This window comes from Sphingopyxis sp. sgz302558, assembly GCF_057220455.1.
The window spans coordinates 557,965-581,531 of record NZ_JBXPUZ010000003.1 but is presented as its reverse complement, the minus strand read 5'-3'; the positions used below and the strand labels follow the sequence as shown (position 1 = coordinate 581,531).

General features: G+C 63.1%; 27 protein-coding genes (1 of these 27 running past the window's edge). 12 read left to right on the top strand and 15 right to left on the bottom strand.

Translation table 11 applies throughout. The annotated features are described in order from the left end of the window. Window positions 1–22: 22 nt before the first annotated feature. Genes AC2TC0_RS13490 through lgt form a run of 5 tightly spaced genes read right to left on the bottom strand, consistent with a single transcriptional unit; the run spans window position 23 to window position 4,625 of the window. Window positions 23–1,423 (bottom strand): SLC13 family permease, encoded by a 1,401-nt coding sequence (locus AC2TC0_RS13490; RefSeq protein ID WP_484718031.1) that lies wholly within the window; start codon window positions 1,421–1,423, stop codon window positions 23–25. After that, a complete protein-coding gene (pgeF, locus tag AC2TC0_RS13485; protein ID WP_484718030.1) occupies window positions 1,420–2,184 on the bottom strand; it encodes a peptidoglycan editing factor PgeF in 765 nt (254 codons plus the stop codon). Before pgeF ends, AC2TC0_RS13490 begins: the two co-directional genes overlap by 4 nt. Beyond that, a complete protein-coding gene (locus AC2TC0_RS13480; RefSeq protein ID WP_484718029.1) occupies window positions 2,181–2,708 on the bottom strand; it encodes a GNAT family N-acetyltransferase in 528 nt (175 codons plus the stop codon). Before AC2TC0_RS13480 ends, pgeF begins: the two co-directional genes overlap by 4 nt. Further along, complete coding sequence (locus tag AC2TC0_RS13475) at window positions 2,705–3,751, bottom strand: class I SAM-dependent methyltransferase (protein ID WP_484718028.1); 1,047 nt, start codon at window positions 3,749–3,751, stop codon at window positions 2,705–2,707. The genes AC2TC0_RS13480 and AC2TC0_RS13475 overlap by 4 nt, the downstream gene beginning before the upstream one ends. Next, entirely contained in the window at window positions 3,744–4,625 is an 882-nt protein-coding gene (lgt, locus tag AC2TC0_RS13470) for a prolipoprotein diacylglyceryl transferase (RefSeq protein ID WP_484718027.1), read from the bottom strand. The genes AC2TC0_RS13475 and lgt overlap by 8 nt, the downstream gene beginning before the upstream one ends. 77 nt (window positions 4,626–4,702) lie before the next feature. Here lgt and AC2TC0_RS13465 point away from each other — a divergent pair, with 77 nt between their 5' ends. From AC2TC0_RS13465 to AC2TC0_RS13455, 3 genes are all read left to right on the top strand, one after another. Further along, window positions 4,703–6,388, top strand: coding sequence for a class I adenylate-forming enzyme family protein (locus tag AC2TC0_RS13465; protein WP_484718026.1), 1,686 nt, complete (start codon window positions 4,703–4,705; stop codon window positions 6,386–6,388). 130 nt (window positions 6,389–6,518) lie between these two features. Next, window positions 6,519–7,412 carry a cytochrome b/b6 domain-containing protein gene (locus AC2TC0_RS13460; protein ID WP_484718025.1) on the top strand — a complete coding sequence of 298 codons (894 nt, stop codon included), beginning with the start codon at window positions 6,519–6,521 and terminating at the stop codon, window positions 7,410–7,412. Then, window positions 7,409–8,167, top strand: coding sequence for a molybdopterin-dependent oxidoreductase (locus AC2TC0_RS13455; RefSeq protein WP_484718024.1), 759 nt, complete (start codon window positions 7,409–7,411; stop codon window positions 8,165–8,167). The genes AC2TC0_RS13460 and AC2TC0_RS13455 overlap by 4 nt, the downstream gene beginning before the upstream one ends. 6 nt (window positions 8,168–8,173) lie before the next feature. On the opposite strand, the gene bdcA is transcribed toward AC2TC0_RS13455, so the two are convergent. Beyond that, window positions 8,174–8,887, bottom strand: a complete 714-nt coding sequence (bdcA, locus tag AC2TC0_RS13450) for an SDR family oxidoreductase (RefSeq protein ID WP_484718023.1) — start codon at window positions 8,885–8,887, stop codon at window positions 8,174–8,176. Window positions 8,888–8,908: 21 nt separating this feature from the next. After that, complete coding sequence (locus AC2TC0_RS13445) at window positions 8,909–9,352, bottom strand: DUF1801 domain-containing protein (protein WP_484718022.1); 444 nt, start codon at window positions 9,350–9,352, stop codon at window positions 8,909–8,911. Window positions 9,353–9,418: 66 nt separating this feature from the next. Here AC2TC0_RS13445 and AC2TC0_RS13440 point away from each other — a divergent pair, with 66 nt between their 5' ends. Continuing rightward, on the top strand, window positions 9,419–10,639 hold the full coding sequence (locus AC2TC0_RS13440; protein WP_484718021.1) for an argininosuccinate synthase: 1,221 nt from the start codon (window positions 9,419–9,421) through the stop codon (window positions 10,637–10,639). Here AC2TC0_RS13440 and queF read toward each other — a convergent pair. Next, complete coding sequence (queF, locus tag AC2TC0_RS13435; RefSeq protein ID WP_484718020.1) at window positions 10,636–11,106, bottom strand: preQ(1) synthase; 471 nt, start codon at window positions 11,104–11,106, stop codon at window positions 10,636–10,638. The genes AC2TC0_RS13440 and queF overlap by 4 nt on opposite strands. A 540-nt stretch (window positions 11,107–11,646) precedes the next feature. On the opposite strand from queF, the gene AC2TC0_RS13430 reads away from it, so the two are divergent. Together AC2TC0_RS13430 and sseA are read left to right on the top strand one after the other, a co-directional pair. Next, complete coding sequence (locus AC2TC0_RS13430) at window positions 11,647–12,483, top strand: hypothetical protein (RefSeq protein ID WP_484718019.1); 837 nt, start codon at window positions 11,647–11,649, stop codon at window positions 12,481–12,483. Window positions 12,484–12,670: 187 nt separating this feature from the next. Continuing rightward, entirely contained in the window at window positions 12,671–13,513 is an 843-nt protein-coding gene (sseA, locus tag AC2TC0_RS13425) for a 3-mercaptopyruvate sulfurtransferase (protein WP_484718018.1), read from the top strand. On the opposite strand, the gene AC2TC0_RS13420 is transcribed toward sseA, so the two are convergent. After that, entirely contained in the window at window positions 13,514–13,678 is a 165-nt protein-coding gene (locus AC2TC0_RS13420) for a hypothetical protein (RefSeq protein ID WP_484718017.1), read from the bottom strand. A gap of 2 nt (window positions 13,679–13,680) precedes the next feature. Further along, the gene (locus AC2TC0_RS13415) at window positions 13,681–13,908 is read right to left on the bottom strand and encodes a hypothetical protein (protein WP_484718016.1); all 228 of its coding nucleotides are present in this window, start codon (window positions 13,906–13,908) and stop codon (window positions 13,681–13,683) included. 68 nt (window positions 13,909–13,976) lie between these two features. On the opposite strand from AC2TC0_RS13415, the gene metC reads away from it, so the two are divergent. Further along, window positions 13,977–15,185: a cystathionine beta-lyase gene (gene metC, locus AC2TC0_RS13410; protein ID WP_484718015.1), complete on the top strand. Its 1,209-nt coding sequence runs from the start codon at window positions 13,977–13,979 to the stop codon at window positions 15,183–15,185. 90 nt (window positions 15,186–15,275) lie between these two features. On the opposite strand, the gene ppa is transcribed toward metC, so the two are convergent. After that, window positions 15,276–15,812, bottom strand: a complete 537-nt coding sequence (ppa, locus tag AC2TC0_RS13405; protein ID WP_484718014.1) for an inorganic diphosphatase — start codon at window positions 15,810–15,812, stop codon at window positions 15,276–15,278. A 97-nt stretch (window positions 15,813–15,909) separates the two neighbouring features. Here ppa and hisS point away from each other — a divergent pair, with 97 nt between their 5' ends. The 4 genes from hisS (at window position 15,910) to AC2TC0_RS13385 (ending at window position 20,233) form a co-directional block, all read left to right on the top strand. Beyond that, window positions 15,910–17,235, top strand: coding sequence for a histidine--tRNA ligase (gene hisS / locus AC2TC0_RS13400; RefSeq protein ID WP_484718013.1), 1,326 nt, complete (start codon window positions 15,910–15,912; stop codon window positions 17,233–17,235). Continuing rightward, window positions 17,232–18,299, top strand: a complete 1,068-nt coding sequence (gene prfA / locus AC2TC0_RS13395; RefSeq protein ID WP_484718012.1) for a peptide chain release factor 1 — start codon at window positions 17,232–17,234, stop codon at window positions 18,297–18,299. The genes hisS and prfA overlap by 4 nt, the downstream gene beginning before the upstream one ends. Next, window positions 18,296–19,129: a peptide chain release factor N(5)-glutamine methyltransferase gene (gene prmC / locus AC2TC0_RS13390; protein WP_484718011.1), complete on the top strand. Its 834-nt coding sequence runs from the start codon at window positions 18,296–18,298 to the stop codon at window positions 19,127–19,129. The genes prfA and prmC overlap by 4 nt, the downstream gene beginning before the upstream one ends. Before the next feature lie 285 nt (window positions 19,130–19,414). Beyond that, window positions 19,415–20,233, top strand: coding sequence for a DUF4167 domain-containing protein (locus AC2TC0_RS13385; protein ID WP_484718010.1), 819 nt, complete (start codon window positions 19,415–19,417; stop codon window positions 20,231–20,233). A 64-nt stretch (window positions 20,234–20,297) separates the two neighbouring features. On the opposite strand, the gene AC2TC0_RS13380 is transcribed toward AC2TC0_RS13385, so the two are convergent. Both AC2TC0_RS13380 and AC2TC0_RS13375 read right to left on the bottom strand, forming a co-directional pair. Continuing rightward, a complete protein-coding gene (locus AC2TC0_RS13380) occupies window positions 20,298–20,678 on the bottom strand; it encodes an acyl-CoA thioesterase (protein WP_484718009.1) in 381 nt (126 codons plus the stop codon). Further along, complete coding sequence (locus tag AC2TC0_RS13375; RefSeq protein WP_484718008.1) at window positions 20,678–20,974, bottom strand: hypothetical protein; 297 nt, start codon at window positions 20,972–20,974, stop codon at window positions 20,678–20,680. Before AC2TC0_RS13375 ends, AC2TC0_RS13380 begins: the two co-directional genes overlap by 1 nt. A 121-nt stretch (window positions 20,975–21,095) precedes the next feature. Here AC2TC0_RS13375 and AC2TC0_RS13370 point away from each other — a divergent pair, with 121 nt between their 5' ends. Continuing rightward, window positions 21,096–21,521, top strand: coding sequence for a CBS domain-containing protein (locus tag AC2TC0_RS13370; protein ID WP_484718007.1), 426 nt, complete (start codon window positions 21,096–21,098; stop codon window positions 21,519–21,521). Here the strand turns inward: AC2TC0_RS13370 and AC2TC0_RS13365 are convergent. Together AC2TC0_RS13365 and AC2TC0_RS13360 are read right to left on the bottom strand one after the other, a co-directional pair. Then, the gene (locus AC2TC0_RS13365) at window positions 21,506–22,975 is read right to left on the bottom strand and encodes a lipopolysaccharide biosynthesis protein (protein ID WP_484718006.1); all 1,470 of its coding nucleotides are present in this window, start codon (window positions 22,973–22,975) and stop codon (window positions 21,506–21,508) included. The two genes, AC2TC0_RS13370 and AC2TC0_RS13365, sit on opposite strands and share 16 nt — an antisense overlap. 64 nt (window positions 22,976–23,039) lie before the next feature. Next, window positions 23,040–23,567 carry the 3' portion of a PEPxxWA-CTERM sorting domain-containing protein gene (locus AC2TC0_RS13360; protein ID WP_484718005.1) on the bottom strand. The gene runs 300 nt beyond the window's last position, so 528 of the gene's 828 nt are visible here — the last part of the coding sequence; its start codon lies beyond the right edge, outside the window; the stop codon is at window positions 23,040–23,042.

The window sequence follows — 23,567 nt, the reverse complement described above, 5'->3', positions numbered from 1 at the left end:
TAAAGTTACAAGTGAAACCGCTTTAGAGCCCCGCGACTGCCCAGATGGTCAGGATGATCAGCGGCACGCCGACAATATCGAGCGCAAGACCCGCGCCCAGCATCCTTGGCAGCGCGATATGGCCTGTCGCCCAAGCAATGGCGTTGGGCCCGGTACCGCTGGGCAACATGAAGCCCCAGCTGGCAGCAAAGGCGACGGGCAGCGCCAGCAAAATGGGGTCGATGCCGGTGGTGGCGATCAGCGCGGCGAGCACGGGCATGATGCCGCTGGCGGTGGCGACATTGCTGGCAAACTCGGTGATGAGGATGGTCAGCGCGACGATAGCGGCGGCGAGCAAGAAAAGGGGCAAAGTGCCGAGCGGCGCGAGGATATTGCCCAGCCACGCAGCCAGCCCGCTGGCCGTCATCGCCGCAGCCAGCGCCAGTCCGCCGCCGAACATCATGATGACGCCCCACGGCGCACGATCCGCCTCTTTCCAATTCAGCAGGGGTCGACCGCTGCCATCGGGTATCACGAACAGCGATAGCGCCCCGGCAATGGCGATTGTTCCATCAGTCAGCGCGCCTTTGGGCAGCAGCGGTTCAACCCATGGCTGCGCTACCCAGGCGGCGAAGACGATGGCAATCAGCGGGACCAGGCGGCGCTCGGCCGTGGTCCACGCAGGATTGTCGCCCAGCGCCCGCGCTGCGCCTTGTGCGTCGAAACTATCGCGGTCGAGCCGCTGCACCCGCATCAAAATGAGCATGGCAATGGGGATGGCGAACAGCACCACAGGCACGCCATATTTCATCCAGTCGAGAAAGCCGATGGTCAGCCCCAGCTGCTTTTCAATGAGGCCGGCGGCAATGGCATTGGTCGGCGAGCCGACGAGCGTCCCCAGCCCGCCAATCGAGGCCGCAAAGGCGATACCCATCATCACTGCGCCCGCAAAGCCGCCGGTTTCGCCTTCCGCCACATTGCCGGCCGCCAGCACGGCGAGCGCAATCGGCATCATGATCAGCGCGGTCGAGGTGTTGGAAATGAACATCGACAAAAGCGCGGTTGCGGCCATGAAGGCGAACAGCAGTCCCGCCGATGTGGGCTTGGCCAGCCGCAATATCGCCACCGCGAGCCGCCGGTGCAAGCCAACGCGTTCAATGGCGAGCGCGAGAAAAGCGCCGCCCAAAATCAAGAACAAAATGGGCGAATAATATTCTTTGGCAATGGCATTGGCCTCCATCACGCCGAAAAGCGGCGCGAAGAGGAAGGGGAGCAGCGCGGTTGCGGTTAGCGGCAGCGCCTCGGTCATCCACCACACCGCCATCAACACGGTCAGCGCCGCGATGTGCCACGCGCCGGGCTCCATCCCAGCGGGGGCAGGCAGCGCCAGCATCAGCAGGAAGATAGCAAGTCCGCCGAACAGGCCAAAGCGCTGCGCCTTCATACAGGCAAGCCGATAACCGACAGTTGGCGTCCATAGCCGCCCTCGCCGCGATGACAGGCGCGGCGGTAGCTGAAATAGTCTGCCTCCTGCGCATAGGTATCCTCGCCCAGTATCTCGACCTGCGTCACCCCGACAGCGGCGAGCCGCGCGGCGACATAGGCGGCAATGTCGAAATGCGCGTGGCCCGGGCGGCCGTCGTGGAAAAAGCGATCGTTGGCGACCTCTTCGGCGACAAAGCGATCGACGAAGGCCATATCGACCTCATAGCTGGCGGTGGCGATGCATGGGCCAATGGCGCCGACGATGCGCGCGGGGCTGGCGCCTTTGCCTTGCATGGCCGCGATCGTCGCATCGGTGATCCCGGCCAGCGCCCCTTTCCACCCCGCATGCGCGGCCGCGACGACACCGGCTTGCCGGTCGGCGAGCAGCACGGGTACGCAATCGGCGGTCAATATGCCCAGCAATAGGCCGGGCCGGTCAGTGACAATCGCGTCAGCCTGCGGGCGCTCGATGTCGCTCCATGGCGCGTCGACAGTGGCGCAGTCGCGGCCATGCACCTGAAAGACGCCAACCAGTGTCGCGCCGGGCAACACGGCGTCGCCCGCGCGGCGGCGGTTCTCGGCGATGGCAGCGGGATCATCGCCCGATCCGATGCCGGTGTTCAGGCTGGCCAGTTCACCGGTTGACACACCGCCGCGCCGTCCGAAAAAGCCGTGTGGGGTGTTGGCGAGGGCAACAGCGGTGCGGAAAGGTGGCGTCATAGATCCAGCCGCCAGATGCGATCTTCGTCGATATGGTTGCCGACGCGGAACGGATTGCGGCCAATGTCGACAAAGCCATAGCGCCGGTAAAAGGCCTGCGCGCGAGGGTTTTCGGTGAAGACCGACAGATAAAGAATGGCGTTGCCGCGCGCCCGCGCCTCGCCGATGGCCCAGTGCATCAGCGCGTCGGCAATGCCGGTCCCCTTGGCGCTTTCGGCGAGGTAGAGTTGGTGCAGCTCGATCGCGCCTTCCAAGGGGTGCCCCTGCGGCAGGTCAAAATCGATAGGCCCCAGCTTGGCAAAGCCCGCAATCCTGCCTTCGTCGCGCACCAGCGCAAATGCAAAGGCGTGGTCAGCCAACTGCTGATGGAGCAACGCTGGCGTGTTCCATTCGGCCAGAAATGCAGCCAGATCCTGGGGCGCGTAGATATGGCCAAAGGTCGTGACAAAGGCGTCGACGGCGAACTCAGACAATTGGCTGGCCACCTTCGCACCCGGCCGCTCGATCAATACCGCCGCGCTCACGACGCAAAGCCTGCCGGGGTCGGCCATTCGGGATGATAGAGCACAAGCACGCGGAACAACTGCCCCATTGCGTCCGCTTTGACCAGCCGGTCGCGCTGGGCGGTTAGGTCGGCGGTGCGATCAGGGTTGCGCGCTGCCAGTGCGGCGGTGCGCGCGTCGATGCCCAGCCTCGTCAGCCAGTCGCCTTGGCCCACCGGCCCAGCGATGCTGAGCTGCGCTGCTGCGGCGGCAAGCGCGCTGAAATCGACGTGCGCGGTGAGATCGGCCTCCCCCGCGTTCGCGAGCGGGTCGGCAAAGCCATGCCCGCGCACGGCCTGCAACGTATCGCCCAGCGCCGGGCCAACATAGCCATAGTCAATGATCAGCAGCGCGCCGCCCTGCGCGGCGATGCGTGTGGCCAAAGCCGCGACGATGGCTTGCGCATCACCGTTGATTTCGTGGATGCTGCCGACAGGCGCATGATGCAATGGAGGGGGCACATCGGCCTCGCGCGGCGCGTTGCCAGCCATGCGGACCAGCACGTCCCCATCACACCCGACCATCATTTCCCGCCAGCCCGCGTCGGTGCGAACGAACTGGCGTACCGGCAACGCGTCGAAAAATTCATTGGCCACGATCAGCAAGGGGCGGTCGGATGGCAAGCTGTTGTGGCTGGCGTGATGGGTTGCTTGCGGCACCAGCGCCCCTTGTTTGGCAGCCAGCGTCGGGCTGGTTTCAACCAGATGCACGCTAGGGTTCAGCCCAGCCGCCGCCATCGCGCCCAGCGCATCGCGCGCCAGCGTGCCGCGACCCGGCCCAAGTTCGACGTAGGCGGCATCAGGACGGCCAGCGCGGTCCCACATGTCCGCTATCGCCAAACCCACCAGTTCGCCGAACATCTGGCTGATTTCGGGTGCCGTGGTGAAGTCGCCGTCCGCGCCCAGCGGATCGCGGGTGGCGTAATAGTGGCTGTTAGTCTGCGCCATATAGTCGGCCAATGGGATGGGGCCGTGCGCGGCTATGGTCGCCAGCAACCGGTCATGTACCGGCGGTGGGTTACGCAACGCTCTCTTGCCCGGCCACAGGCTCTACCCGCTGGCGGCGACCTTTGGCGGTGGCAATGGCCCACAAGCCGATGATGATCATCGGCACGGTTAGCCATTGGCCCATCGACAGACCAGTCGCCTCGGCCAGCCACATCAGCTGGACATCGGGCTCGCGGACAAATTCGACCGCAAAGCGCGACAACCCATAGATGAGGGCCGCCATCCCGAACAGAAATCCGGGCTTGTAGCGCGCGTCGGTGCGCCAGAAGAGCCAGGCAAGGATGGCCATCATGAATACGCCTTCGAGCCCCGCTTCATAGAGCTGGCTGGGGTGACGCGGTTCCATCGATCCGCTGTCGGGGAAAATGATACCCCAGCTGACGTCAGTGGTCCGCCCCCACAGCTCGCCGTTCACGAAATTAGCAAGGCGACCAAAGAACAGGCCAAAGGGCACAACGCAGGCGATATAGTCGCAAAAGCGCAGGAAGCTGAGTTTCTCGCGCCGTGTCACAAACCAAATGGCAATCATCACGCCGATGACCCCGCCGTGCAGCGACATGCCGCCGTCCCACAGCTTCAATATCTTGATCGGGTCGGCCAGATAGGCCTGCAAATTGTAGAACAGCACATAGCCCAGTCGCCCGCCGCCGATGATGCCCAGCATCGCATAAAAGATCATGTCGTCGGCATGGCGCCGCGCCATTGGCGCACCGGGTTGCGCAATCATTTTGGTGAGATACCAATAGCCAATGAAGATACCTGCCAGATAGGCCAGCGCATACCAACGGATCGGAAAGCCGAAGACCGACACTGCGATTTCCGGATTTTCCCCCATCAATTCATTGAAGTTCACATGGGCAGAAACTTCGGCTAACAGGGAAAAAAATGACATAAGTTCTCGCGCTTTCGACCCCGGGAAGGCCCTCCCCATAACGGGGCAGGAACAAGAGACCAAGAGGAGAGATGTGAATGCCGTCTGCGCTCGACCTGCGCCTGCAAGCTGCTTATGAATCGATCACCGGCCCGGGCGGCATGATTACGGTGGGCACGACCCAGCGATATGGGCGGGAAATGCCCTTCATTGCCAACGCGCCTGGCAACTTGGCCGACTATATGACCTATTTCTGCCACATGCACGGCGACGCGACCTTTTTGGTCGAAGGTGACGAACGGCTCAGCTACAAGCAATTTTATGCCGTCGCGCGCGCGGTGGCGATGGGGCTGGTGGCCAAACATGGCGTGCAAAAGGGCGACCGCGTCGGCATTGCGATGCGCAACGCCACCAGCTGGTGCGTGGTCTATGCCGGAATCTTGATGGCGGGTGGGTGCGCCACCCTGCTTAACGGCTGGTGGCAGTCGGGCGAACTGACCGACGGCATCCGCATGACCGGAGCGACTTTGGTCATCGCCGACCCGCAGCGCGCCGAACGCCTCGCGGCTATTGACCATGGCGCAACCGTGGTGACACTGAATATTGCCCAGCCGCTTGACGCTGCTATCGCGCCGCTGACCGGCGCGACGGCCGACCTGCCCCAGCTGGCGGGCGATGACCTGGCCACCATATTGTTTACGTCAGGGTCGACCGGCCAGTCGAAGGGGGCCTATTCGCGGCACGTCAACGTCATCCAGGGGACGTTCAACTATATCTGCCAGACACTTGGCATTGTCCATCTGCTGACGCAGGACGGGCTGATGACCGGCAACCAGCCCGCGACTTTGGTATGCACGCCGCTGTTTCATGTGACCGCCGAAGTGCCCGTGTTCCTGCAAAGCTTTGCCTTGGGCCGCAAACTGGTGCTGATGCCCAAATGGAATGCCGAACATGCGATGCAGCTGATCCAGGATGAAAAGGTCAATAACTTCACCGGCGTACCGCTGATGAGCTATGAAATGCTCACCCACCCCAACCGGCACAAATATGATTTGTCGTCGTGCACCGGCTTTGCCGCCGGCGGCGCGCCCCGGCCGCCCGAACATGTCAAGCGCCTCGCCGACGGTATGGGTGGGGGCAAGCCGCTGCTCGGCTATGGCCTCACCGAAACCAATGCCGTCGGGTGCGGCAACATTAACGAAAACTATCTGGCGAAGCCGCTGTCGACAGGCCCCGCGTCCAAGCCGCTGGTTGATTTGGCCATCTTGGACGAAAGCGGTGCGCCGCTGGCGCAGGGAGAGGTTGGGGAGGTCTGCATCCGCTCGATCGCCAATTTCGAAGGCTATTGGAACAACGAGGCTGCGACGAAGGCTGCCTTCACTGACGATGGCTATTTCCGGACCGGCGATTTGGGCTATCTGGACGAGGATGGTTATCTCTTCATCGTCGACCGCAAGAAGGACATCATCATTCGCGGCGGCGAAAATATCAGCTGTCAGGAAGTCGAAGCAGCGATCTACGAACATCCCGACGCCAATGAATGCGCGGTGTTCGGACTGCCCGACGATAGGCTGGGCGAGGTGCCGGGCGCGGTGGTCTGGATGAAACCTGGCAGCAACGTCGATGCCGACGAGCTTAAGGCCTTCCTCCGTGACAGGCTCGCTGCGTTCAAAGTACCACAAGTGATCTGGATTTCGCCCGATGCGTTGCCCAAATTGGGGACCGAAAAGATCGACAAGGTGAGTTTGCGGACGCGCTACCGCGAGGCTTATGTGATGGCATGACGGGGCGGGCGAGGGGCTGAATGCTCGCCGTGCATGAAAGTGATGCAGGCCGCGCGCTTGTGATTGCAAGATGTTGCTATAGCTTCCGACGCAGGAGTGGCAGGGCTCCGGCGCTTGGAGGGAATTTGCAATGACAACGGCACAGGCCGACTTGGGCGAGGTGTTGACCGCGCCGCCGGTGCCGGGTGATGCGGCATCGGTGTTGCCGCCGCCGCGCGTCTATCGCCACCGCTGGGCCACCCGCCTTTGGCACTGGACCAATGCCCTCACGCTGCTGGTCATGATCATGAGCGGGTTGATGATCTTCAACGCGTACCCCCGGCTGCATTGGGGGGCTTATGGCGCGATCAATGATCCCGCGTGGATGGAAATCCGCTCGACCGCCACCGACGGATTTTTGCGCGTCGGCAGCGTCGAGGTGAAAACCACCGGCGTGCTTGGACATTGGCAGAATGAAGCGGGCGAAACCAAACACTGGGCTTTCCCGTCTTGGGCAACGATTCCGTCGGGCTACAGCCTGGCCGATGGGCGCCGCTGGCATTTGTTCTTTGCGTGGGTGCTGGCTATTTCAATGACGCTTTACATGCTGTGGTCGCTGTTCTCGGGCCATGTCCGCCGTGATCTGCACGTAACGCGCGGTGAATGGTCACCCAGCCATTTATGGCACGACATCAAGGAGCATGCGCGGCTGCGCTTTCCGACTGGCGAGGCGGCGGCGCGCTATAATGTTCTGCAAAAGCTAGCGTATATCAGCGTCATCTTCGTGATGCTGCCGCTAATGATCTTGACCGGCCTCGCTATGTCGCCGGGGTTCAACGCGGCGGCGCCGTGGATATTGGACCTGTTGGGGGGGCGGCAATCGGCGCGCTCGATCCACTTCCTCACCATGCTTGCGCTAATCGGCTTTTTCTTTGTGCATATGGCGATGGTGTTGCTGGCGGGCCCGATTAACGAGGTGCGATCGATGCTGACCGGCTGGTTCACCCTGCCGCAGCCCAAAGCGCCAAAGGGAGACGCGGCATGAGCCAATTGATTGTCAATCGCCGGTCGCTCATCGGCAGCATGGCGGCGTTGCCGTTGCTGTCGGGCTGCGATGCGCTCAACGCCAATCCTGAATTTCGCAAGATTTTGTCGATGGGCGAGACGATGCATCAGCACAGCCAGCGCGCGCTGATGAACCGCGATTCGCTCGCACCCGAATTTACACGCGCCGACCTGTCGCCCATCTTTCGCGCCAATGGCTCGCGCATGGGCGACGGCCCGAGCTATAGCGCGCATGTCGCGACCGGCTTTCGCGATTGGCGGGTGCGGGTCGGCGGATTGGTGAACAAGCCGCTGGCACTGAGCATGGCCGATATCCGCAGCGCACCACAGCGCACCCAGATCACCCGCCACGACTGCGTCGAGGGGTGGAGCGCGATTGGCGAATGGCAGGGCGCGCGGCTCGCGCCGATCCTGGCTGCTGCGCAGCTCAAAGACAGCGCAAAATATCTGGTGTTCCGCTGCGCTGACAAGATCGGCGGCGTACCATATTATGAAAGCATCGACCTCACCGACGCGCTACACCCGCAAACCATGTTGGCTTGGATGCTCAACCGCGCGGCGCTGCCGGTTGCCAACGGCGCGCCGTTGCGGCTGCGCGTCGAGCGCCATCTGGGCTATAAGCAGGCCAAGTTCATCGAAAGTATCGAAGCGGTCGCCAGCCTTGATGGCATTGGTGCGGGCAAGGGCGGCTATTGGGAAGACCGCATCGATTATGAATGGTATGCGGGGATATAAGAGCAACTAAGCTCCGAACCCGCCGTCGATTGTGTGCGTCGTGCCCGTAATCATCGCCGCCTTTGGGCTGGCGAGGAACAGTACCAGATCGGCCACTTCATCGGCATGCGCGTGACGCTTGATCGCCATTGCAGCGTGCATCATCGACGCGAGCGGCCCTTCGGCGGGGTTCATGTCGGTGTCGACCGGGCCCGGCTGCACCGTGTTGGCGGTAATCCCCCGATGCCCGAAATCGCGCGCCAGCCCGCGCGCCAATCCCTGCATCGCCGATTTGGACACGGCATAGGCGGTCACCCCTGGCCAGCCCGCGCGGTCGCCATTGACTGACCCGATGATGATGATCCGCCCATTGTCGTTCATCCGGCGACCGGCTTCGACGGCGGCAAAATAGGGCGCACGGATATTGATATCGAACAAACGCTCTACGCCGGCCGCGTCTAGCTCCAGCGGATCGCCCATCATGGCCACCCCGGCATTGATGACGATGATATCAAGCGCCCCGGCGTCGGCGACGGCCTTCACCACCTCGTCGCGGATTGCACTGTCGGCCTTGGTTGCGGTGGCCCCGGTTTCGCTGGCCAGGACAGCAGCAGCGTCGGCTGATCCGGCAAAGGTGAAAGCGACATTTGCGCCGGCGGAGGCAAAATGCCGCACGATCGCGGCGCCAATGCCACGACTGCCGCCCAGCACCATCACCGATTTACCCGAAAAATCACCCATTTGTTCAATCCTTTCGCAATCTCAACGGGGATAGTTCGCATCCATCCATGACAGGTCCGTGGCGACCATGTCCTTGAGCACCGCCATATCCACATCGGCCAGCTTGTTGATGTAAAGACAGCTTTTGGCCATCTTGTGCTTGCCCAGCCGCTCGCGCAGTGCCGCCATGCGCGCGCCATATTCATCATCGCAATAACCGCACATCAGATAGATAGAGAGGTTGGCCTTGCGCGGGCTGAACCCTGCGCGGCACATGTCGCCTTCGTGGCCGCTGTCATATTTGTAATGATATTGGCCGTAGCCGATGATGCTCGGCCCCCACATGCGCGGCTCCATGCCCGTCACATCAGCATAAAGGTCAAGCAGCTGGTCTGCGTCGGCGCGGCGCACCGGATGGTCGATGGCAGCGATGAACGCATTGACGTTGGCATCGTTTACCTTGGTCTTCAGCTCGTAACCGGCCATGGCCTTGCTCCCCGCCGATGCGGCTGATAGGCGCGCCGCGTTGTCCAGTCGAGGAGTATGTCGCCCATGTCAGGCCCCGTCAAACGAGTCGTCCTTGCCTATTCGGGCGGACTGGACACCAGCGTCATACTCAAATGGCTGCAGGTCACCTATGCTTGCGAAGTCGTGACCTTCACTGCCGATCTGGGGCAAGGCGAAGAACTGGAGCCCGCGCGCGCCAAGGCCAAGCTGATGGGCGTGCCCGACGAGCATATTTTCATCGACGATCTGCGCGAGGAATTTGTCCGCGACTTCGTGTTCCCGATGATGCGCGCCAATGCGCGGTACGAGGGCGATTATTTGCTCGGCACCAGCATCGCCCGCCCGTTGATTTCCAAGCGACTGGTGGAGATCGCGCACATGACTGGGGCCGATGCGGTGGCGCATGGCGCGACGGGCAAGGGCAATGACCAGGTGCGATTTGAGCTCAGCGCCTATGCGCTGGATCCCGATATCAAGGTGATCGCCCCATGGCGCGAATGGGATCTGACCAGCCGCACCGCGCTGATCGAATGGGCCGAAAAACACCAGATCCCGGTGCCCAAGGACAAGCGCGGCGAAAGCCCCTTTTCCACCGACGCCAACCTGCTCCACACCTCGTCCGAGGGGAAAGTGCTCGAAAATCCGTGGGAGGAAACCCCTGACTATGTCTATTCGCGCACCGTCAATCCAGAGGATGCGCCCGATGCACCTGAGTATATCACCATCGACTTTGAACGCGGCGACGGGGTCGCGCTGAACGGGCAGGCGATGTCGCCGGCCACGTTGCTCGCTGCACTCAACGATCTGGGGCGCAAGCACGGGATCGGTCGGCTCGATCTGGTCGAGAATCGCTTTGTCGGAATGAAATCGCGCGGCATGTATGAGACGCCGGGCGGCGAAATTTATGCGCGCGCGCATCGCGGCATTGAAAGCATCACGCTTGATCGCGGTGCGGCGCACCTCAAAGATGAGCTGATGCCCAAATATGCCGAGCTCATCTACAATGGCTTCTGGTTTGCACCCGAGCGGGAGATGCTGCAGGCCGCCATCGACCATAGCCAGGCCAAGGTGACAGGCACGGTGCGGCTGAAACTCTACAAGGGGTTGGCCAGCGTTGTTGGCAGAAAATCACCGCATAGCTTGTACAGCGAGCGCCATGTCACTTTCGAGGATGATGCGGGGGCCTATGACCAGAAGGATGCCGCAGGGTTCATCCGGCTGAACGCGCTGCGGCTGAAACTGCTGGGCAAGCGCGACCGAGGCTAACCGCGCCCGCGATAGCCCGGGACGCCCTGGTCGGGCAGCCACAGCCCAGCAGGCGGTGGGCCCGATTGCCAGAAAACGTCGATCGGGATGCCGCCGCGCGGATACCAGTAACCGCCAATGCGCAGCCATTGCGGTTGCATTTCATCAAACAGGCGGCGACCGATGCCGACGGTGCAATCCTCGTGAAACCCGGCGTGATTCCGGAAACTGCCAAGGAACAGCTTCAGGGACTTGGATTCGACGATGGTCGCCCCCGGCGCATAATCAATCACCAGATGCGCAAAATCGGGCTGACCGGTGACCGGGCAGAGCGACGTAAATTCCGGTACAGCAAAGCGTACGAGGTAAAGTTCGCCGCGGCGCGGGTTGGGGACATAGTCGAGCACCGCATCCTCGGGCCGTGCAGGCAGCGACGAGCTTTGGCCGAGGTGGACAGGGCGCAGGCTTTCTTGGCTGGTATCGGTCATCCCGTTCGTCTAATGCGCCGCACGGTTCATGTCATGCCCGTTGTTGGCTGCCGCCAAACGGGTCATGAGCCAGCCCCCGTTCACCCCGGACCGTGCATGTTTGATCGTGTGAAGATTATTGCTGTTGTTGCTTGCCTGCTGTCTAGCGGCGCGCTGTTGGCTGCGCCGCCGCTCGCTGCGCAAGAGGCGCAAGGGCCGCCCGATGGCTTTATCGCCCCAGCACCTGCGCGCACGCCCACACCGCGGCCGGCGCAGGGACCTGATGATGGCGGCATTCCGCCTCTTGCCGTACCCCGCCCGCAGCCGCAGCCGCAGCCGCAGCCGCAGCCCCAGGCGCCGGCCCCGCAGCCAGCGCCGACGATTGCTACCCCAGCCCAACCATCAGCGCAGCGGAGTACGACGCAGCCCGTTCCTGCGCGCCCGCGTGCTGTGACTGCCCCGGCCCCGGCTCCGGCTCAAGCCTCGCCATTAAGCAGCGCCACAGCGCCGATTATTGCGCCGCCTTTGCCAACCGAACCGGCTGGGGCCGAAACGCGGCCGTTGGCTGAGCCCGAAGCGGCGACGCCTGGCCAGTCTGCACCGCCGCCGACCCTGCCGGTCACTTCACCCGACACATTGCCGTGGGTCCCAGTCTGGTGGCCTTGGGCTTTGGCGTTTGTGACGGCGCTGGTTGCCGGACTGTGGTGGCTACGCCGCGAGCGAGCCGAACCTGCGCTGGCGGATGGAGCCGAAGTCGCCGTTGCTGCTCCCGAAGCTTTGGAGAAGGCAACCGCTCCGCCAGTCCGCGCCCCGGCGCCACCGCCGACCGCGCGCGCAGTATCTGATTCGTATCCGCCGGCGCTATCGGCTGCGCCGATATCCGTCACTGGCCGCGCGCGGCTGACCATGACGCTGCAAATTGAAGCTATCGAGATGTTGGCCGACCAGGCGCGTATCCGCTTTGCTCTGTTGCTCGCCAACCAGGGGGATCGGGTCGCAACCGGTGGGTTGGTGCGAATCGCCCTGCAGCAGGCGAATCGGCAGCAAAGCGAATTGCTCGAACGTTTTTTTGATGGTGCTGGCGGTTCGGTGCTGGCCGAAGACGTTGAAATCGCCCCGGGTGACGTCGGCACCATAGCGCGCAATGCCTTGTTGCCGCTGGCGCAGGTCGAACCGATGCTGGTTGCGGGCTACCCTTCGCTGATTCCGGTCATCGGCTTTGATGTCACTTATCATTGGGATGGCGAGGGCGACGCCTTTGGTCAGGTCGCGGCGGCCTATGTGCTGGGATCGCTCACCGCGGCCGATGGCAAAATTGCGCCGGTGCGGCTCGACTTGCCGCCCCGCCGTCTGGCGTCGCCTTCGGCGCGCGTTACCGAAATGCAGCGAGTGGCCTGACCGATTGCATGTTGCGGTGCAACAGAATGGCGTTTAATTCGACCAACCCGGTTGAAAGACGCCGGGCGCTTGCCTAGGCTTACCTCCTCCCCGGAAAGCCGAACCGCAACAATAGGGAAGGCCGATGGATGACCGGACCGGGCGAGCAGACCCGGCCAGCGCCAGCGGCCCGCAGCAGGAGTAAAGCATGGACGCCTTGGTCTCGACCGAATGGTTGCAACGCGAATTGGGGGCGTCGGACCTGCGGGTGGTCGATGCCACCTGGCTGATGCCCGGCGATGCACGCGACGCGCGCACCGAATATGAAAGCGGGCATATCCCCGGTGCGGTGTTCATGGACCTGGCCGATCTGGTCGATGGCGGCAATCCGATCGACAATATGGCCCCGCCGGCCGAGAAGTTTGCGAGCCGCATGGCCTCGCTTGGCCTGGGCGATGGCAGCCGCATCGTGCTGTATGACGACAGCCCGATCAAAAGCGCGGCGCGCGGCTGGTGGCTGCTGAAGCTGTTCGGTGCGCATGATGTTGCGCTGCTTGATGGTGGGCTCGCCAAATGGAAGGCCGAAGGGCGTCCGCTGGAAATGGGCAAGCACACGCTGCGCCACCGCCACTTTACCGTGTGGCGTGATGCCAAGCAGGTGCGGACCAAGGAACAGGTACTGGCAAACCTTGACAGCAAGGCCGAGCAGCTGGTCGATGCACGTGGCGCAGCGCGCTTTACCGGTGTCGAACGCGACCCGCGTCCGCATCTGGCACCGGGTCATATTCCGGGATCGCGCAGCCTGCCCTTCAGCGAGTTGTTCCATGCCGATGGTACATGGAAACAGGGCGACGAACTCGAAGCCGCCTTTGCCGCTGCCGGGGTTGATATGGACCGGCCGTTGGTGGCGACCTGTGGATCGGGCATGACGGCGTGCGTCGTCGCCTTTGGCGCGCATCTGCTGGGCAAGGAAGATGTTGCCATTTACGACGGCAGCTGGACCGAATGGGGCGCAGACCCGTCCACGCCGAAAGCGACCGGCCCAGCTTGATCAGCTGCGCGGCATCCGCCGTGTTTGCAGTACGGGCATGATGATGAGCGACAGCTGTGCCAACAGGCCAAGCCTTGCACTAAGCTTGGCAAAGCTGGCCAGCCAGCCTGCCGGGGTCATGCCGAACAGCGATATGCCGACAAGAAATTCGCCGAGCAGGACCACGGCTAAACCAATTGCACCGATGGCCAGTGCGGCGCTGAGTGGGGCTGGTTGATAACGCCGCACAATGCGGCCCACCACCACCAGCACGCCGCAAGCATTACCGGCAATTCGAGCCCGACTGCCGCCGCTTCGCCCAACTGCGGCGCCATCAGAAGCACCCTGATTGTGCCCAGTGCGAAGCCCAGCCCAAAGGCGAACAGCCCGAATTGCAATCCTGCCCGCGCGATCATGGACGGCACCCCCGCCCGATCGGTTTATCGACATTTGGCTTGGCAGAAAAGCTGGGTTACGGATGGGCATGGCCAAAAACACTCCGTCCGACCAAGATGATCTCCGCCCGGCAACCAAAATTGTGCAAGGTGGGCGGCGGCCAGAATGGACTGGCGACCCCCGGCTGGGCGGCGGCATCGTTAATCCGCCGGTCTGGCGCGCATCGACCATCCTTTATGACAATGCGCATGACCTCAAAACGCGCGGGCGCGATACGCATGACAAGCTGTTTTACGGGCGACGCGGGACGCCGACGGTGTGGGCGCTCGCCGATGCGCTGACCGAGTTGGAGCCGGGGGCTGCGGGGACGCTGCTTTACCCCTCGGGCGTGGCCGCGATTGCGGGGGCGCTTTTGGCGCTGCTGTCGCCCGGCGACGAATTGCTGATGGTCGATAGCGCCTATGACCCGACGCGCAGCCTGTGCGACGGGTTGCTGAAGCGGCTGGGAATCGCGACAACCTATTATGACCCCGCAGTCGGGGCAGGAATTGCGAGGCTGATTACTCCCGCCACGCGCGCGATTTTCCTCGAATCGCCCGGCAGCTTGACCTTCGAGGTGCAGGATGTGCCCGCAATTGTCGCGGCGGCGCAGGCAGCGGGCGTCGTCACGCTGATCGACAATACCTGGGCGACGCCGTTGCTGTTCCCGGCATTGGCGCATGGCATCGACATCAGCATCATGAGCCTGTCCAAATATGTTGGCGGGCACAGCGACCTGATGATGGGGTCGGTCACCGCCAATGCCGCCTTATGGCCCAAGCTGCGCGCGACCGCCTATCAGCTGGGGCAGGCGGTCAGCCCCGATGATTGCGCGCTGGCGCTGCGCGGGCTGCGTACGCTGGATGTGCGGATGGCCCGGCATCAGGCAAGCGCGCTTGCGGTGGCCGAATGGCTGAGCGCGCGGCCGGAGGTCGGGCGCGTGCTGCACCCCGCGCTGCCGGGTGATCCGGGGCATGCGCTGTGGCAGCGCGACTTCAAGGGGGCGAGCGGGCTTTTCGGCTTCACGCTCAAGGGTGCCGATACGGCCGGCCGCGCGCGCTTCATCGACGCGCTGGCGCATTTCGGCATTGGCTATAGCTGGGGCGGCTATGAAAGCCTGGTGGTCACCGCCGACCCGGCGAGCCTGCGTACCGCGGTGCCGTGGACCGACCCCGATCCGCTGGTGCGGCTGTCGATTGGGCTAGAAGATGTGGGCGATTTGCTTGCGGATTTGGAGCAGGCGTTGGGGGCAATCTAAAAGCGTCATTGCGAGCGCAGCGAAGCAATCCAGAGCGGTTCTGACCCGAGATTGCTTCGTTGCCTGCGGTACCTCGCAATGGCGAAGGAACTAGAATCCCACTTTCTTCGCCCGCGCCACACAATCCATGATGATGCGCTTGGCATCATCGACATCGCCCCAGCCATTGAGCTTCGCCCATTTCCCCGGCTCGAGGTCCTTATAGTGGGTGAAGAAATGCTCGACCTGTTGCAATGTGATGGGCTTGAGGTCGCGATAGCTTTTGACGTCGGCATAATAAGGGAAGGTTGCATTGACGGGGACGCATAGCAGCTTTTCATCGCCGCCCTTGTCATCCTCCATCAACAGCACGCCGACCGGGCGGCATTTCACCACTGCGCCGGGCATGATCGGCGAGCGGGCAACGACCAGCGCGTCCAAGGGATCGCCGTCCTCGCCCAACGTGTGCGGCACGAAGCCATAGTTGGCGGGATAGCGCATTGGCGTGTGGAGGAAGCGGTCGACAAACAGCGCTCCGCTCGCCTTGTCGAATTCATATTTCACCGGCTCGCCGCCAATGGGGACTTCGATGAGGACGTTCAGACTGTGCGGCGGATCATCGCCGGCGGGGACAAGGTCGATACGCATGATTGATTCCTTGGGTTGGTTGGCGCGCCCTTGCCACGCGCGCGGCCATGCGTCCACCTTTGCCAACCGCGATGAATGGCTTTAGAGGCGCGGCACCATGGCGAAAATCCAGACCCCCCAGCCGGTGCGCGGCACACAGGACATGCTCGGCGATTTCGCCGACCGTTTCACCCATGTGGTCGAAACGTTCGAGCGAGTGCGGCGGCTTTATGGTTTCAAACGGATCGAAGTGCCGGTGATCGAGCCAACCGCGGTGTTCGCGCGCAGCCTGGGCGAGACCACCGATGTCGTGTCGAAGGAAATGTATTCGTTCGAGGATCGCGGCGGCGATTCGGTGACGCTGCGCCCCGAATTTACTGCGGGGATTGCGCGGGCGTATATTACCAACGGGTGGCAGCAGCATGCGCCGCTTAAAGTGGCGACACACGGGCCGCTGTTCCGCTATGAACGCCCGCAAAAGGGGCGCTATCGCCAGTTTCACCAGCTCGACGCCGAAGTGCTGGGCAGCGACAGCCCGCTCGCCGATGTCGAATTGCTGTGCTTTGCCGACCAGTTGCTCAAGGAGTTGGGGATCGCCGAGGGCGTGACCGCCACGCTCAACACGCTGGGCGACGCGCCGAGCCGCGATGCCTGGCGCGCGGCGCTGGTCGAGCATTTTGCCTCGCACCGGGGCGAGCTGTCCGAGGACAGCGTGGCGCGGCTCGAAAAGAATCCGATGCGGATTTTGGACAGCAAAGACCCGCGCGACCGCCCGATCGCCGACAGCGCGCCCGATATCGATGCGTTTCTGATCGGCGAGGCGCAGGATTTCTTCGGCGCGGTGACCGCGGGGCTGGATGCGGCGGGCGTCGCATGGGAACGCAACGCGCGGCTGGTGCGCGGTCTGGATTACTACCGCCACACGGCGTTCGAATTCGTCACCGACCGGCTCGGCGCACAAGGGACGGTGCTGGGCGGCGGGCGTTACGATGGCTTGGTCGAAGCGCTGGGCGGGCCGGTGACCCCAGCCGTGGGCTGGGCGGCCGGGATTGAGCGGTTGGCGATGTTGGTGGGGGAGGTTGAACAGGCTCGACCTGCCCTCGCTGTGGTTGCAGACGACGACATGTCCGTGCATTTCGCTCTTCAGATCGTTTCGTTGTTTCGACGTGTCGGGGTCGTAGTGGAGCCTGTGCTGTCCGGTCCGATCAAGAAAAGATACCAACGTGCGCGCGCCCTAAACGCCGACTGGATCATCAAGACTCAACTGCCGAGTAACGCCCCTCACGACGCGGTCACCGCTCGCTTGGCTTTTGGGCGTGACGACCAAGCTACTGCCATGAAGTGGGACGAACTGGACGCAATAATGAAGAGGCAATTTGTCATCGATCTCGATGATGGCTTGGTCCCTCATGCCACAGTGATGCTCACAAAAGTCAAATCGTGACCCCCATCTCCCCCCAGAAAATCGACGCCATTCTCTCGCGGCATGCCGAGGCCGAGGCGCGGCTGGCTTCGGGGACGCTGGCGCCGCCGGAGTTCGTCGCGCTGTCGAAGGAGCTGGCTGAGCTGGAGCCGGTCGTCGGTGCGGCGCGCGGTGTGGTCAAACTGCGGGGCGAGCTCGCTGAGCTCGAGGCCATGCTCGCCGATCCCGAAATGCGCGCGATGGCCGAGGAGGAAATCGGCGCAGTCCGCGTGGCTTTGCCCGAGGCCGAGCATGCCCTCGCGGTCGAGATGCTGCCCAAAGATATCGCTGACCAGCGCAGCGCGATGCTGGAAATCCGCGCCGGGACCGGCGGCGACGAAGCCGCGCTGTTCGCGGGCGATCTGCTGCGTATGTACACGCGCTTTGCCGAGAATAATGGCTGGCAGGTCGAGATCGTCAGCGCCAACGAGGCCGAGGTCGGCGGCTATAAGGAAGTGGTTGCCAGCGTGACCGGGCAGGGCGTGTTCGCCAAGCTGAAGTTCGAAAGCGGCGTCCACCGTGTCCAGCGCGTGCCGGTGACCGAGAGCGGCGGGCGCATCCATACTTCGGCGGCGACGGTCGCGGTGCTGCCCGAGGCCGAGGAGGTCGATGTCGCGATCAACGACAGCGACCTGAAAATCGACATTTATCGCTCGTCGGGCGCAGGCGGGCAGCATGTGAACACCACCGACAGCGCCATTCGTATCACCCACCTGCCCACCGGCCTGGTGGTCATCCAGCAGGACCAGCGCAGCCAGCACAAGAACCGCGCCAAGGCGATGCAGGTGCTGCGCACGCGGCTTTATGATCTGGAGCGAGAAAAATTGCACAGCGCGCGCGCGGGCGAGCGCAAGGCGATGGTCGGGTCGGGCGACCGGTCGGAACGCATCCGCACCTATAATTTCCCGCAGGGGCGCGTGACCGATCACCGTATCAACCTGACGCTGCACCGCCTGCCCGAGATTCTGGAGGGTGCGATGGACGAGTTGGTCGGCGCGTTGATCAGCGCCGATCAGGCCGAGCGATTGGCTGGCCTCGACGCGTGAGCGTTCCCTATCACCCGCCGCAAACGCGGGGCCAGCTGGCGGTGGCGGCCAAGCTGCTCGCGGCCGTGTCGGACACCCCCCGCCTCGATGCCGAACTGCTTCTGGCGCATGCCTTGGGGATTGAGCGCGGCGACTTGCTGTTGGACCCCGAACGCTATGCAGTGCCGGACGTTTTTGCGTCGCTGGTGGCACGGCGACTGGATCACGAACCGGTGGCTTACATCGTCGGATACCGCGATTTCTGGACCGTGCGCATCGGCGTCGGGCCGGGCGTACTGATTCCACGCGCCGACAGTGAAACATTGCTGGAAGTGACGGTGGCGCAGTGCCCGCCGCCGCGCCGCATCCTCGACCTGGGCACGGGGCCGGGAACATTGCTGCTGGCGGCACTGGTCGAGTGGCCCGAGGCGAGCGGGGTGGGCGTCGATGCATCTGAAACGGCGCTGGATTACGCCCGGCGCAACGCTACGGCGCTGGGGCTGGCGGCGCGGGCGGTCTTCCAGGTGGGTAATTGGGGAGAGGGGCTGGACGAACGTTTTGACCTGATCCTGTGCAACCCGCCCTATATCGGGACCGACGAGCCGTTAATGTGCGACGTTGCCGAGTATGAGCCTGCTGAGGCGTTGTTTGCCGGGGCGGACGGGCTGGACGATTATCGGCGCATAGTGCCCGATTTGCCGAGGTTGCTCGCCCCCGGCAGCGCGGCGATCGTGGAGATCGGCTGGACACAGCGTGCTGCCGTTACGGCACTCGGTGAAGCCGCCGGTTTGACGGTTACCACGCACCGCGATCTGGGCGGGCGCGACCGCGCCCTGCTGATGAGAAGTTAATGACGACACATAATTCGCTTGGTTTTGGCGGCGAGGCGGGCTAGAGCCGTTGTATCAGCCAGCCGACAGGTCCAGCCGCAAACGCGATGGAGACCGGCGAGTGGCTGGTTCCCTGACAGCGCAGTTCGTCGGCCCCACGGCCGCGCGAACAGCGGCATCGGCCAACGCCTTGTACATGTCATCGGGAACAGGTCCGGTGGATACCGGGCAGGGTCGATTGCCATAGGGGTCAACGACCGGCGGGGATGATTTTTCGCACATAAGCTACGGAACAAAAGGGTCCATATGAACATCCGGCAAAGCGGCCGCCGTCGCGGTCGCAACAATAATGGTGGTGGCGGCAATCGTCCTCAGGGCAATGGTCGCGGCGGTCAGGATAGCGGCAATCGTATCGACAGCCGTACGCGCGGCAATGCGGCGCAAATGATCGAGAAATACAAGAATCTGGCGCGCGATGCCCAATTGTCGGGCGACCGGGTGCAGACCGAATATTATCTGCAATTCGCCGACCATTATTTCCGCGTGCTCTCTGATTTCCGCGCACGGCAGGACGAGGGCCGTCCGCAAGGGCAGGAACGCTGGCAGGGCCGCAACGAAGGCGTCGAGAATTTCGACGGCCGCGATGACATGGATTTGCCAGAGCCCGAAGCCAGCACCAGTGGCAACGCTTACGCCGCTGACGACGATGAAGGCGATGAGCGCAGCGAGGCACCGCGCCGCGACGCACGCGAACCGCGTGATGGTCGTGATGGTCGCGGCAACCGCGAGCCACGCGAGAATCGGAATTTCAACGGTAATCGCGACGCCAATCGCCAGCGCGACGATCGCGGCGAGCGCCCGGAGCGCGCCGAACGCGCCGAGCGTCCGGAGCGCAGCGCCGACGATCAGGGCCGGGGTCGCCGCCCGCGCCGTGATGGTAATGGTGCGGACCGCCATGCCGATATGGACGGGGCCATCGACACGGCCGTCTTGCCGCCTGCGATCGCGCGCCCGGTCGATGTGGAAGCGAACGACGATGCGCCAGCCCCCGAAGCCGCACCCAAAGTGCGCCGCCCGCGCCGCACACTGACGAAGCCAGTGGCAGCCGACGAAGCAGCGGAGTAGGATAGGATAGAGTCGTCATCCCGGGCTTGATCCGGGATGACGATATTTTGGCAGGCGACGGATTCTAGATCACGGGCAGCGGTTTTGGCCGGTGATTCTCATCAAGTGCCACAAAAGTGAACAGACCCTCGGTCACCTTTACATGCATTTCGCCGCGCCCGCGCGTTGCATAAACGTCGATTTTGATTCCCATTGACGTCCGCCCGCGCCGTTCGAGCTTTGCGTAAACGGAAATAATATCGCGCAGCAGGATAGGGGCGTGAAATTTCATCGCCTCGATCGCGACGGTCGCCGTCGGCCCCTGGGCGGTACGCGCGGCGACGATGCCGCCGGCAATGTCCATCTGCGCCAGCACCCAGCCGCCGAAAATATGGCCGTTGCTGTTGATATCCGCCGGCTGCGGCACCACGCGCAAAATGGCATCCCGGGGCAGTTGTTCGCTCATCACCGGTCAACCAGATCGGCAAAGGGGTCTTCAATACTCTCGTCGTGCCCGGTGCCGCTGGACAAAAATACGAGGCCCATCAGCGCGGCAGTCAGCATCACCGCGCCGCCCATGCCTGCGGCTGTCGCGATCATCATATGGATGGTGACCGATTCTCCGACAGATAGGCGCAAGGCGACAATGCCAATCACTGCCACCGTGACCGACAACAGCGCCATCCACGCCATCAACCGCCGATAGCGCGCCCACGCATTGCGGGCGTTGCCGGGATCGTCGAGGGGCGAGGGACGCGTCATGCGCGCTGCTTTGGACCATTGCCGCGGCAAGGCCAAGCGATTCGCGTTGAGCGATATTTCGGCTTGGCCGCGAATCATGATAGCGTTCGGCAACGACAGCAGCGGAAGAGGGGAGTGCGAGATGACCATCGCGGCAATTCTGGAAGGTCGGACGGTCAAGGTTATCGCGGCGGCGCGCGGCGACACCGTGCGCGCGGCGGTTGATCTGCTGGCCGAACACCGCATCGGCGCGGTCCCGGTGCTTGATGGCGACACGGTGGTAGGTATTTTTTCTGAACGCGATCTGGTGCGGCTGCTGGCCGCCTATGGCCCCGAATCGCTCGATCGTTCGATTGACGAGGTGATGACGCGCTCGCCGGTGACCTGTGATTCGCGGACCAACGTCTTGGGCGCGCTGTCGCTGATGACGCAGCGGCGCATTCGCCACCTGCCCATCGTTGATGATGGCAAAATTGCAGGATTCGTATCGATTGGCGATCTGGTCAAATATCGCATCGACCGAATCGAGGCCGAGGCGGCGGCGATGCGCGATTACATTGCCGGCTGACGCCGCACGAGTCGCCACAGCTCGTCCAAAGTTTCGCGCTCGAACGCGGCAAGGAGGACGGCATAACTAAGCCCGCCAAAACTGACGAGGGCGGCAAGGCGCAGCGGCGCGACCCAGCTCCCCACCGGCGACAGCGAATCGAGCGCCGTAACCAGTCCGGCCATCCCCAACGCGCAGCCGATGCCGGGCAATGCGGCAAGCGCAATGTCGGTTAGCCCAACTCCGGTCGCGCGGCGTGACCGCTGCACCGTGATCAGCAACAGCGTTGGTGCTGCTCCCAGCCACGCCCAGGCCAGACCGGTGACTCCATAAGGTGCGCCCATCAAAAAGGCGGCGGGGAAGATAATCGCCCCGGCCAGGGCGCATTCGACGGCGATCCGGGGTTGCCCCATGGCGTTGGTTACCGGCGCGAACAATATCTGCATAGTGGTGAAAGGCATGGCGAAGGCCAGTAACTGGACCAGCGGGGCCATGGCGTGCCACTTCGGTTGCAGGAATGTGTCGACGATCGGTTCGGCGCTGACGGCCAGACCAAGGAACAGCGGCGCGGTGACCAGCATGACCAGCCGGACGGCTTTCAGGAAATTCCACCTTACCGCACCGGGGTTGTCCTGCAGCCGGGCAAAGGCGGGGAAAGCGACATCGTTGAGCGGAGGCACAAATTTGGTGGCGATGATCTGCGTCAGGAACAGCGCGGTGGTGTAAAGGCCAAGTTCGCCGAGGTCGAACAGGCGGCCCGCGATTAAGACGTCGGACTGCGTCTGGATCAGCCAGAAAAACTGGCTGGCTAGCACAGCCCCGCCAAAGGCGAGCAGATTGCCGGACCCGCGAAAATCAAAGCTGGGCCAAACCAGGACGCGCGCGATTAGCGTCAAACCGATGGCGCGGGTCCAGAACAACGCGATAGGAGCATAGACGAGCGTCCAGACCCCTTGCCCCGCCAGCGCGCAGCCAAGCGCGGTGCCGGCCCCGACCAGCGCGGCAAGCAGGTTGACCAATGCTTGGCGTCGGAAATCGAGGCGGCGGCTGAGCAATACTTCCGGCAGCGCGATGAAGGGCGTTGCGAGATAGATCAGTGCCTGCACCCGCAGCAGGTCGGCAACCAGCGGCTGGCCATAATAGGCCGCGGCGAGCGGCGCACCCGCCAGTTGCAGCGCCGCAAGCCCGCCATTCAGCAGCAACAGCATCCCGAAAGCCTGGCGCAACCGGCGCGGCTCGACCGTCTCACCCTGCACGAGCGCATTGGCAAAGCCATAGCCGTTAAGGAAGGAGAGGAAGGCGAGCACGACCTGTGTCAGCGCAAACAGCCCATAGTCGGCTGGATCGAGCAGGTTGATGACAATGAAGGTGGAGGCCCAGGTAATGGCCTGAGCCAAAATCTGGCTGCCCGAACGCCAAATCAGCGCGCTGCGCACGCGTTGCGCAAAGCCTTGAAGGTCCGAAGCCGGGGTCATGGTGAACCGCTATGTGCGAAAATGGTGAAAATAGCCCCTACGGCGAATTTCACCGCTGCCGCGGTCAGGCGTGAACGACCAATTGCCCTTTGCGTTTGAAGCGCAGTGCACCGCCGATCACACCGAAGCCAAAGATCATCATCGCCCAGGTGCCGGGTTCGGGAACCATCGACACGGTCTCCAGCTTCAGCTGTGACAGTTTGAAACCGTCGGTGCATGGCTTGGTGCCCGTACCGCTGCCTGAAGATCGGCAGTTTTCGGCACTGTTCGCAAATGCCGCACCGATCAGCCAGATGTTACCTGTGTTGCCAGCGGTGTTGAACAAGGTCGTGTTCGCGGTCTGGACATTGGTCGACGCATTGCTGATGGTCGTAAAGGGGCCAGCAAACATCGCGTCGAGCGTCGCAAAGGTGGCATTGTTGAGCCCGAGCCCGGCATTCCACGCCGTATTGGTCGTACCGTAGGCCACCGTGACGTCGCTATCAAATTTGGTGTTGTCGAACCGGTAGGTGGTCAGCTTGCCCGACAACAGTTCCACCGCCTGATCAAACTGGAAAATCAGGAAATCGATATTGGTCTTGTTGTCGATGGT

Excerpts from the sequence above, each read along its gene's own strand:
- AC2TC0_RS13490 (WP_484718031.1), bottom strand. The coding sequence starts at position 1,423 with ATGAAGGCGCAGCGCTTTGGCCTGTTCGGCGGACTTGCTATCTTCCTG.
- pgeF (WP_484718030.1), bottom strand. The coding sequence starts at position 2,184 with ATGACGCCACCTTTCCGCACCGCTGTTGCCCTCGCCAACACCCCACAC.
- lgt (WP_484718027.1), bottom strand. The coding sequence starts at position 4,625 with ATGTCATTTTTTTCCCTGTTAGCCGAAGTTTCTGCCCATGTGAACTTC.
- AC2TC0_RS13465 (WP_484718026.1), top strand. The coding sequence starts at position 4,703 with ATGCCGTCTGCGCTCGACCTGCGCCTGCAAGCTGCTTATGAATCGATC.
- AC2TC0_RS13460 (WP_484718025.1), top strand. The coding sequence starts at position 6,519 with ATGACAACGGCACAGGCCGACTTGGGCGAGGTGTTGACCGCGCCGCCG.
- AC2TC0_RS13455 (WP_484718024.1), top strand. The coding sequence starts at position 7,409 with ATGAGCCAATTGATTGTCAATCGCCGGTCGCTCATCGGCAGCATGGCG.
- bdcA (WP_484718023.1), bottom strand. The coding sequence starts at position 8,887 with ATGGGTGATTTTTCGGGTAAATCGGTGATGGTGCTGGGCGGCAGTCGT.
- AC2TC0_RS13445 (WP_484718022.1), bottom strand. The coding sequence starts at position 9,352 with ATGGCCGGTTACGAGCTGAAGACCAAGGTAAACGATGCCAACGTCAAT.
- AC2TC0_RS13440 (WP_484718021.1), top strand. The coding sequence starts at position 9,419 with ATGTCAGGCCCCGTCAAACGAGTCGTCCTTGCCTATTCGGGCGGACTG.
- queF (WP_484718020.1), bottom strand. The coding sequence starts at position 11,106 with ATGACCGATACCAGCCAAGAAAGCCTGCGCCCTGTCCACCTCGGCCAA.
- sseA (WP_484718018.1), top strand. The coding sequence starts at position 12,671 with ATGGACGCCTTGGTCTCGACCGAATGGTTGCAACGCGAATTGGGGGCG.
- AC2TC0_RS13415 (WP_484718016.1), bottom strand. The coding sequence starts at position 13,908 with ATGATCGCGCGGGCAGGATTGCAATTCGGGCTGTTCGCCTTTGGGCTG.
- metC (WP_484718015.1), top strand. The coding sequence starts at position 13,977 with ATGGCCAAAAACACTCCGTCCGACCAAGATGATCTCCGCCCGGCAACC.
- ppa (WP_484718014.1), bottom strand. The coding sequence starts at position 15,812 with ATGCGTATCGACCTTGTCCCCGCCGGCGATGATCCGCCGCACAGTCTG.
- hisS (WP_484718013.1), top strand. The coding sequence starts at position 15,910 with ATGGCGAAAATCCAGACCCCCCAGCCGGTGCGCGGCACACAGGACATG.
- AC2TC0_RS13385 (WP_484718010.1), top strand. The coding sequence starts at position 19,415 with ATGAACATCCGGCAAAGCGGCCGCCGTCGCGGTCGCAACAATAATGGT.
- AC2TC0_RS13380 (WP_484718009.1), bottom strand. The coding sequence starts at position 20,678 with ATGAGCGAACAACTGCCCCGGGATGCCATTTTGCGCGTGGTGCCGCAG.
- AC2TC0_RS13375 (WP_484718008.1), bottom strand. The coding sequence starts at position 20,974 with ATGACGCGTCCCTCGCCCCTCGACGATCCCGGCAACGCCCGCAATGCG.
- AC2TC0_RS13370 (WP_484718007.1), top strand. The coding sequence starts at position 21,096 with ATGACCATCGCGGCAATTCTGGAAGGTCGGACGGTCAAGGTTATCGCG.
- AC2TC0_RS13365 (WP_484718006.1), bottom strand. The coding sequence starts at position 22,975 with ATGACCCCGGCTTCGGACCTTCAAGGCTTTGCGCAACGCGTGCGCAGC.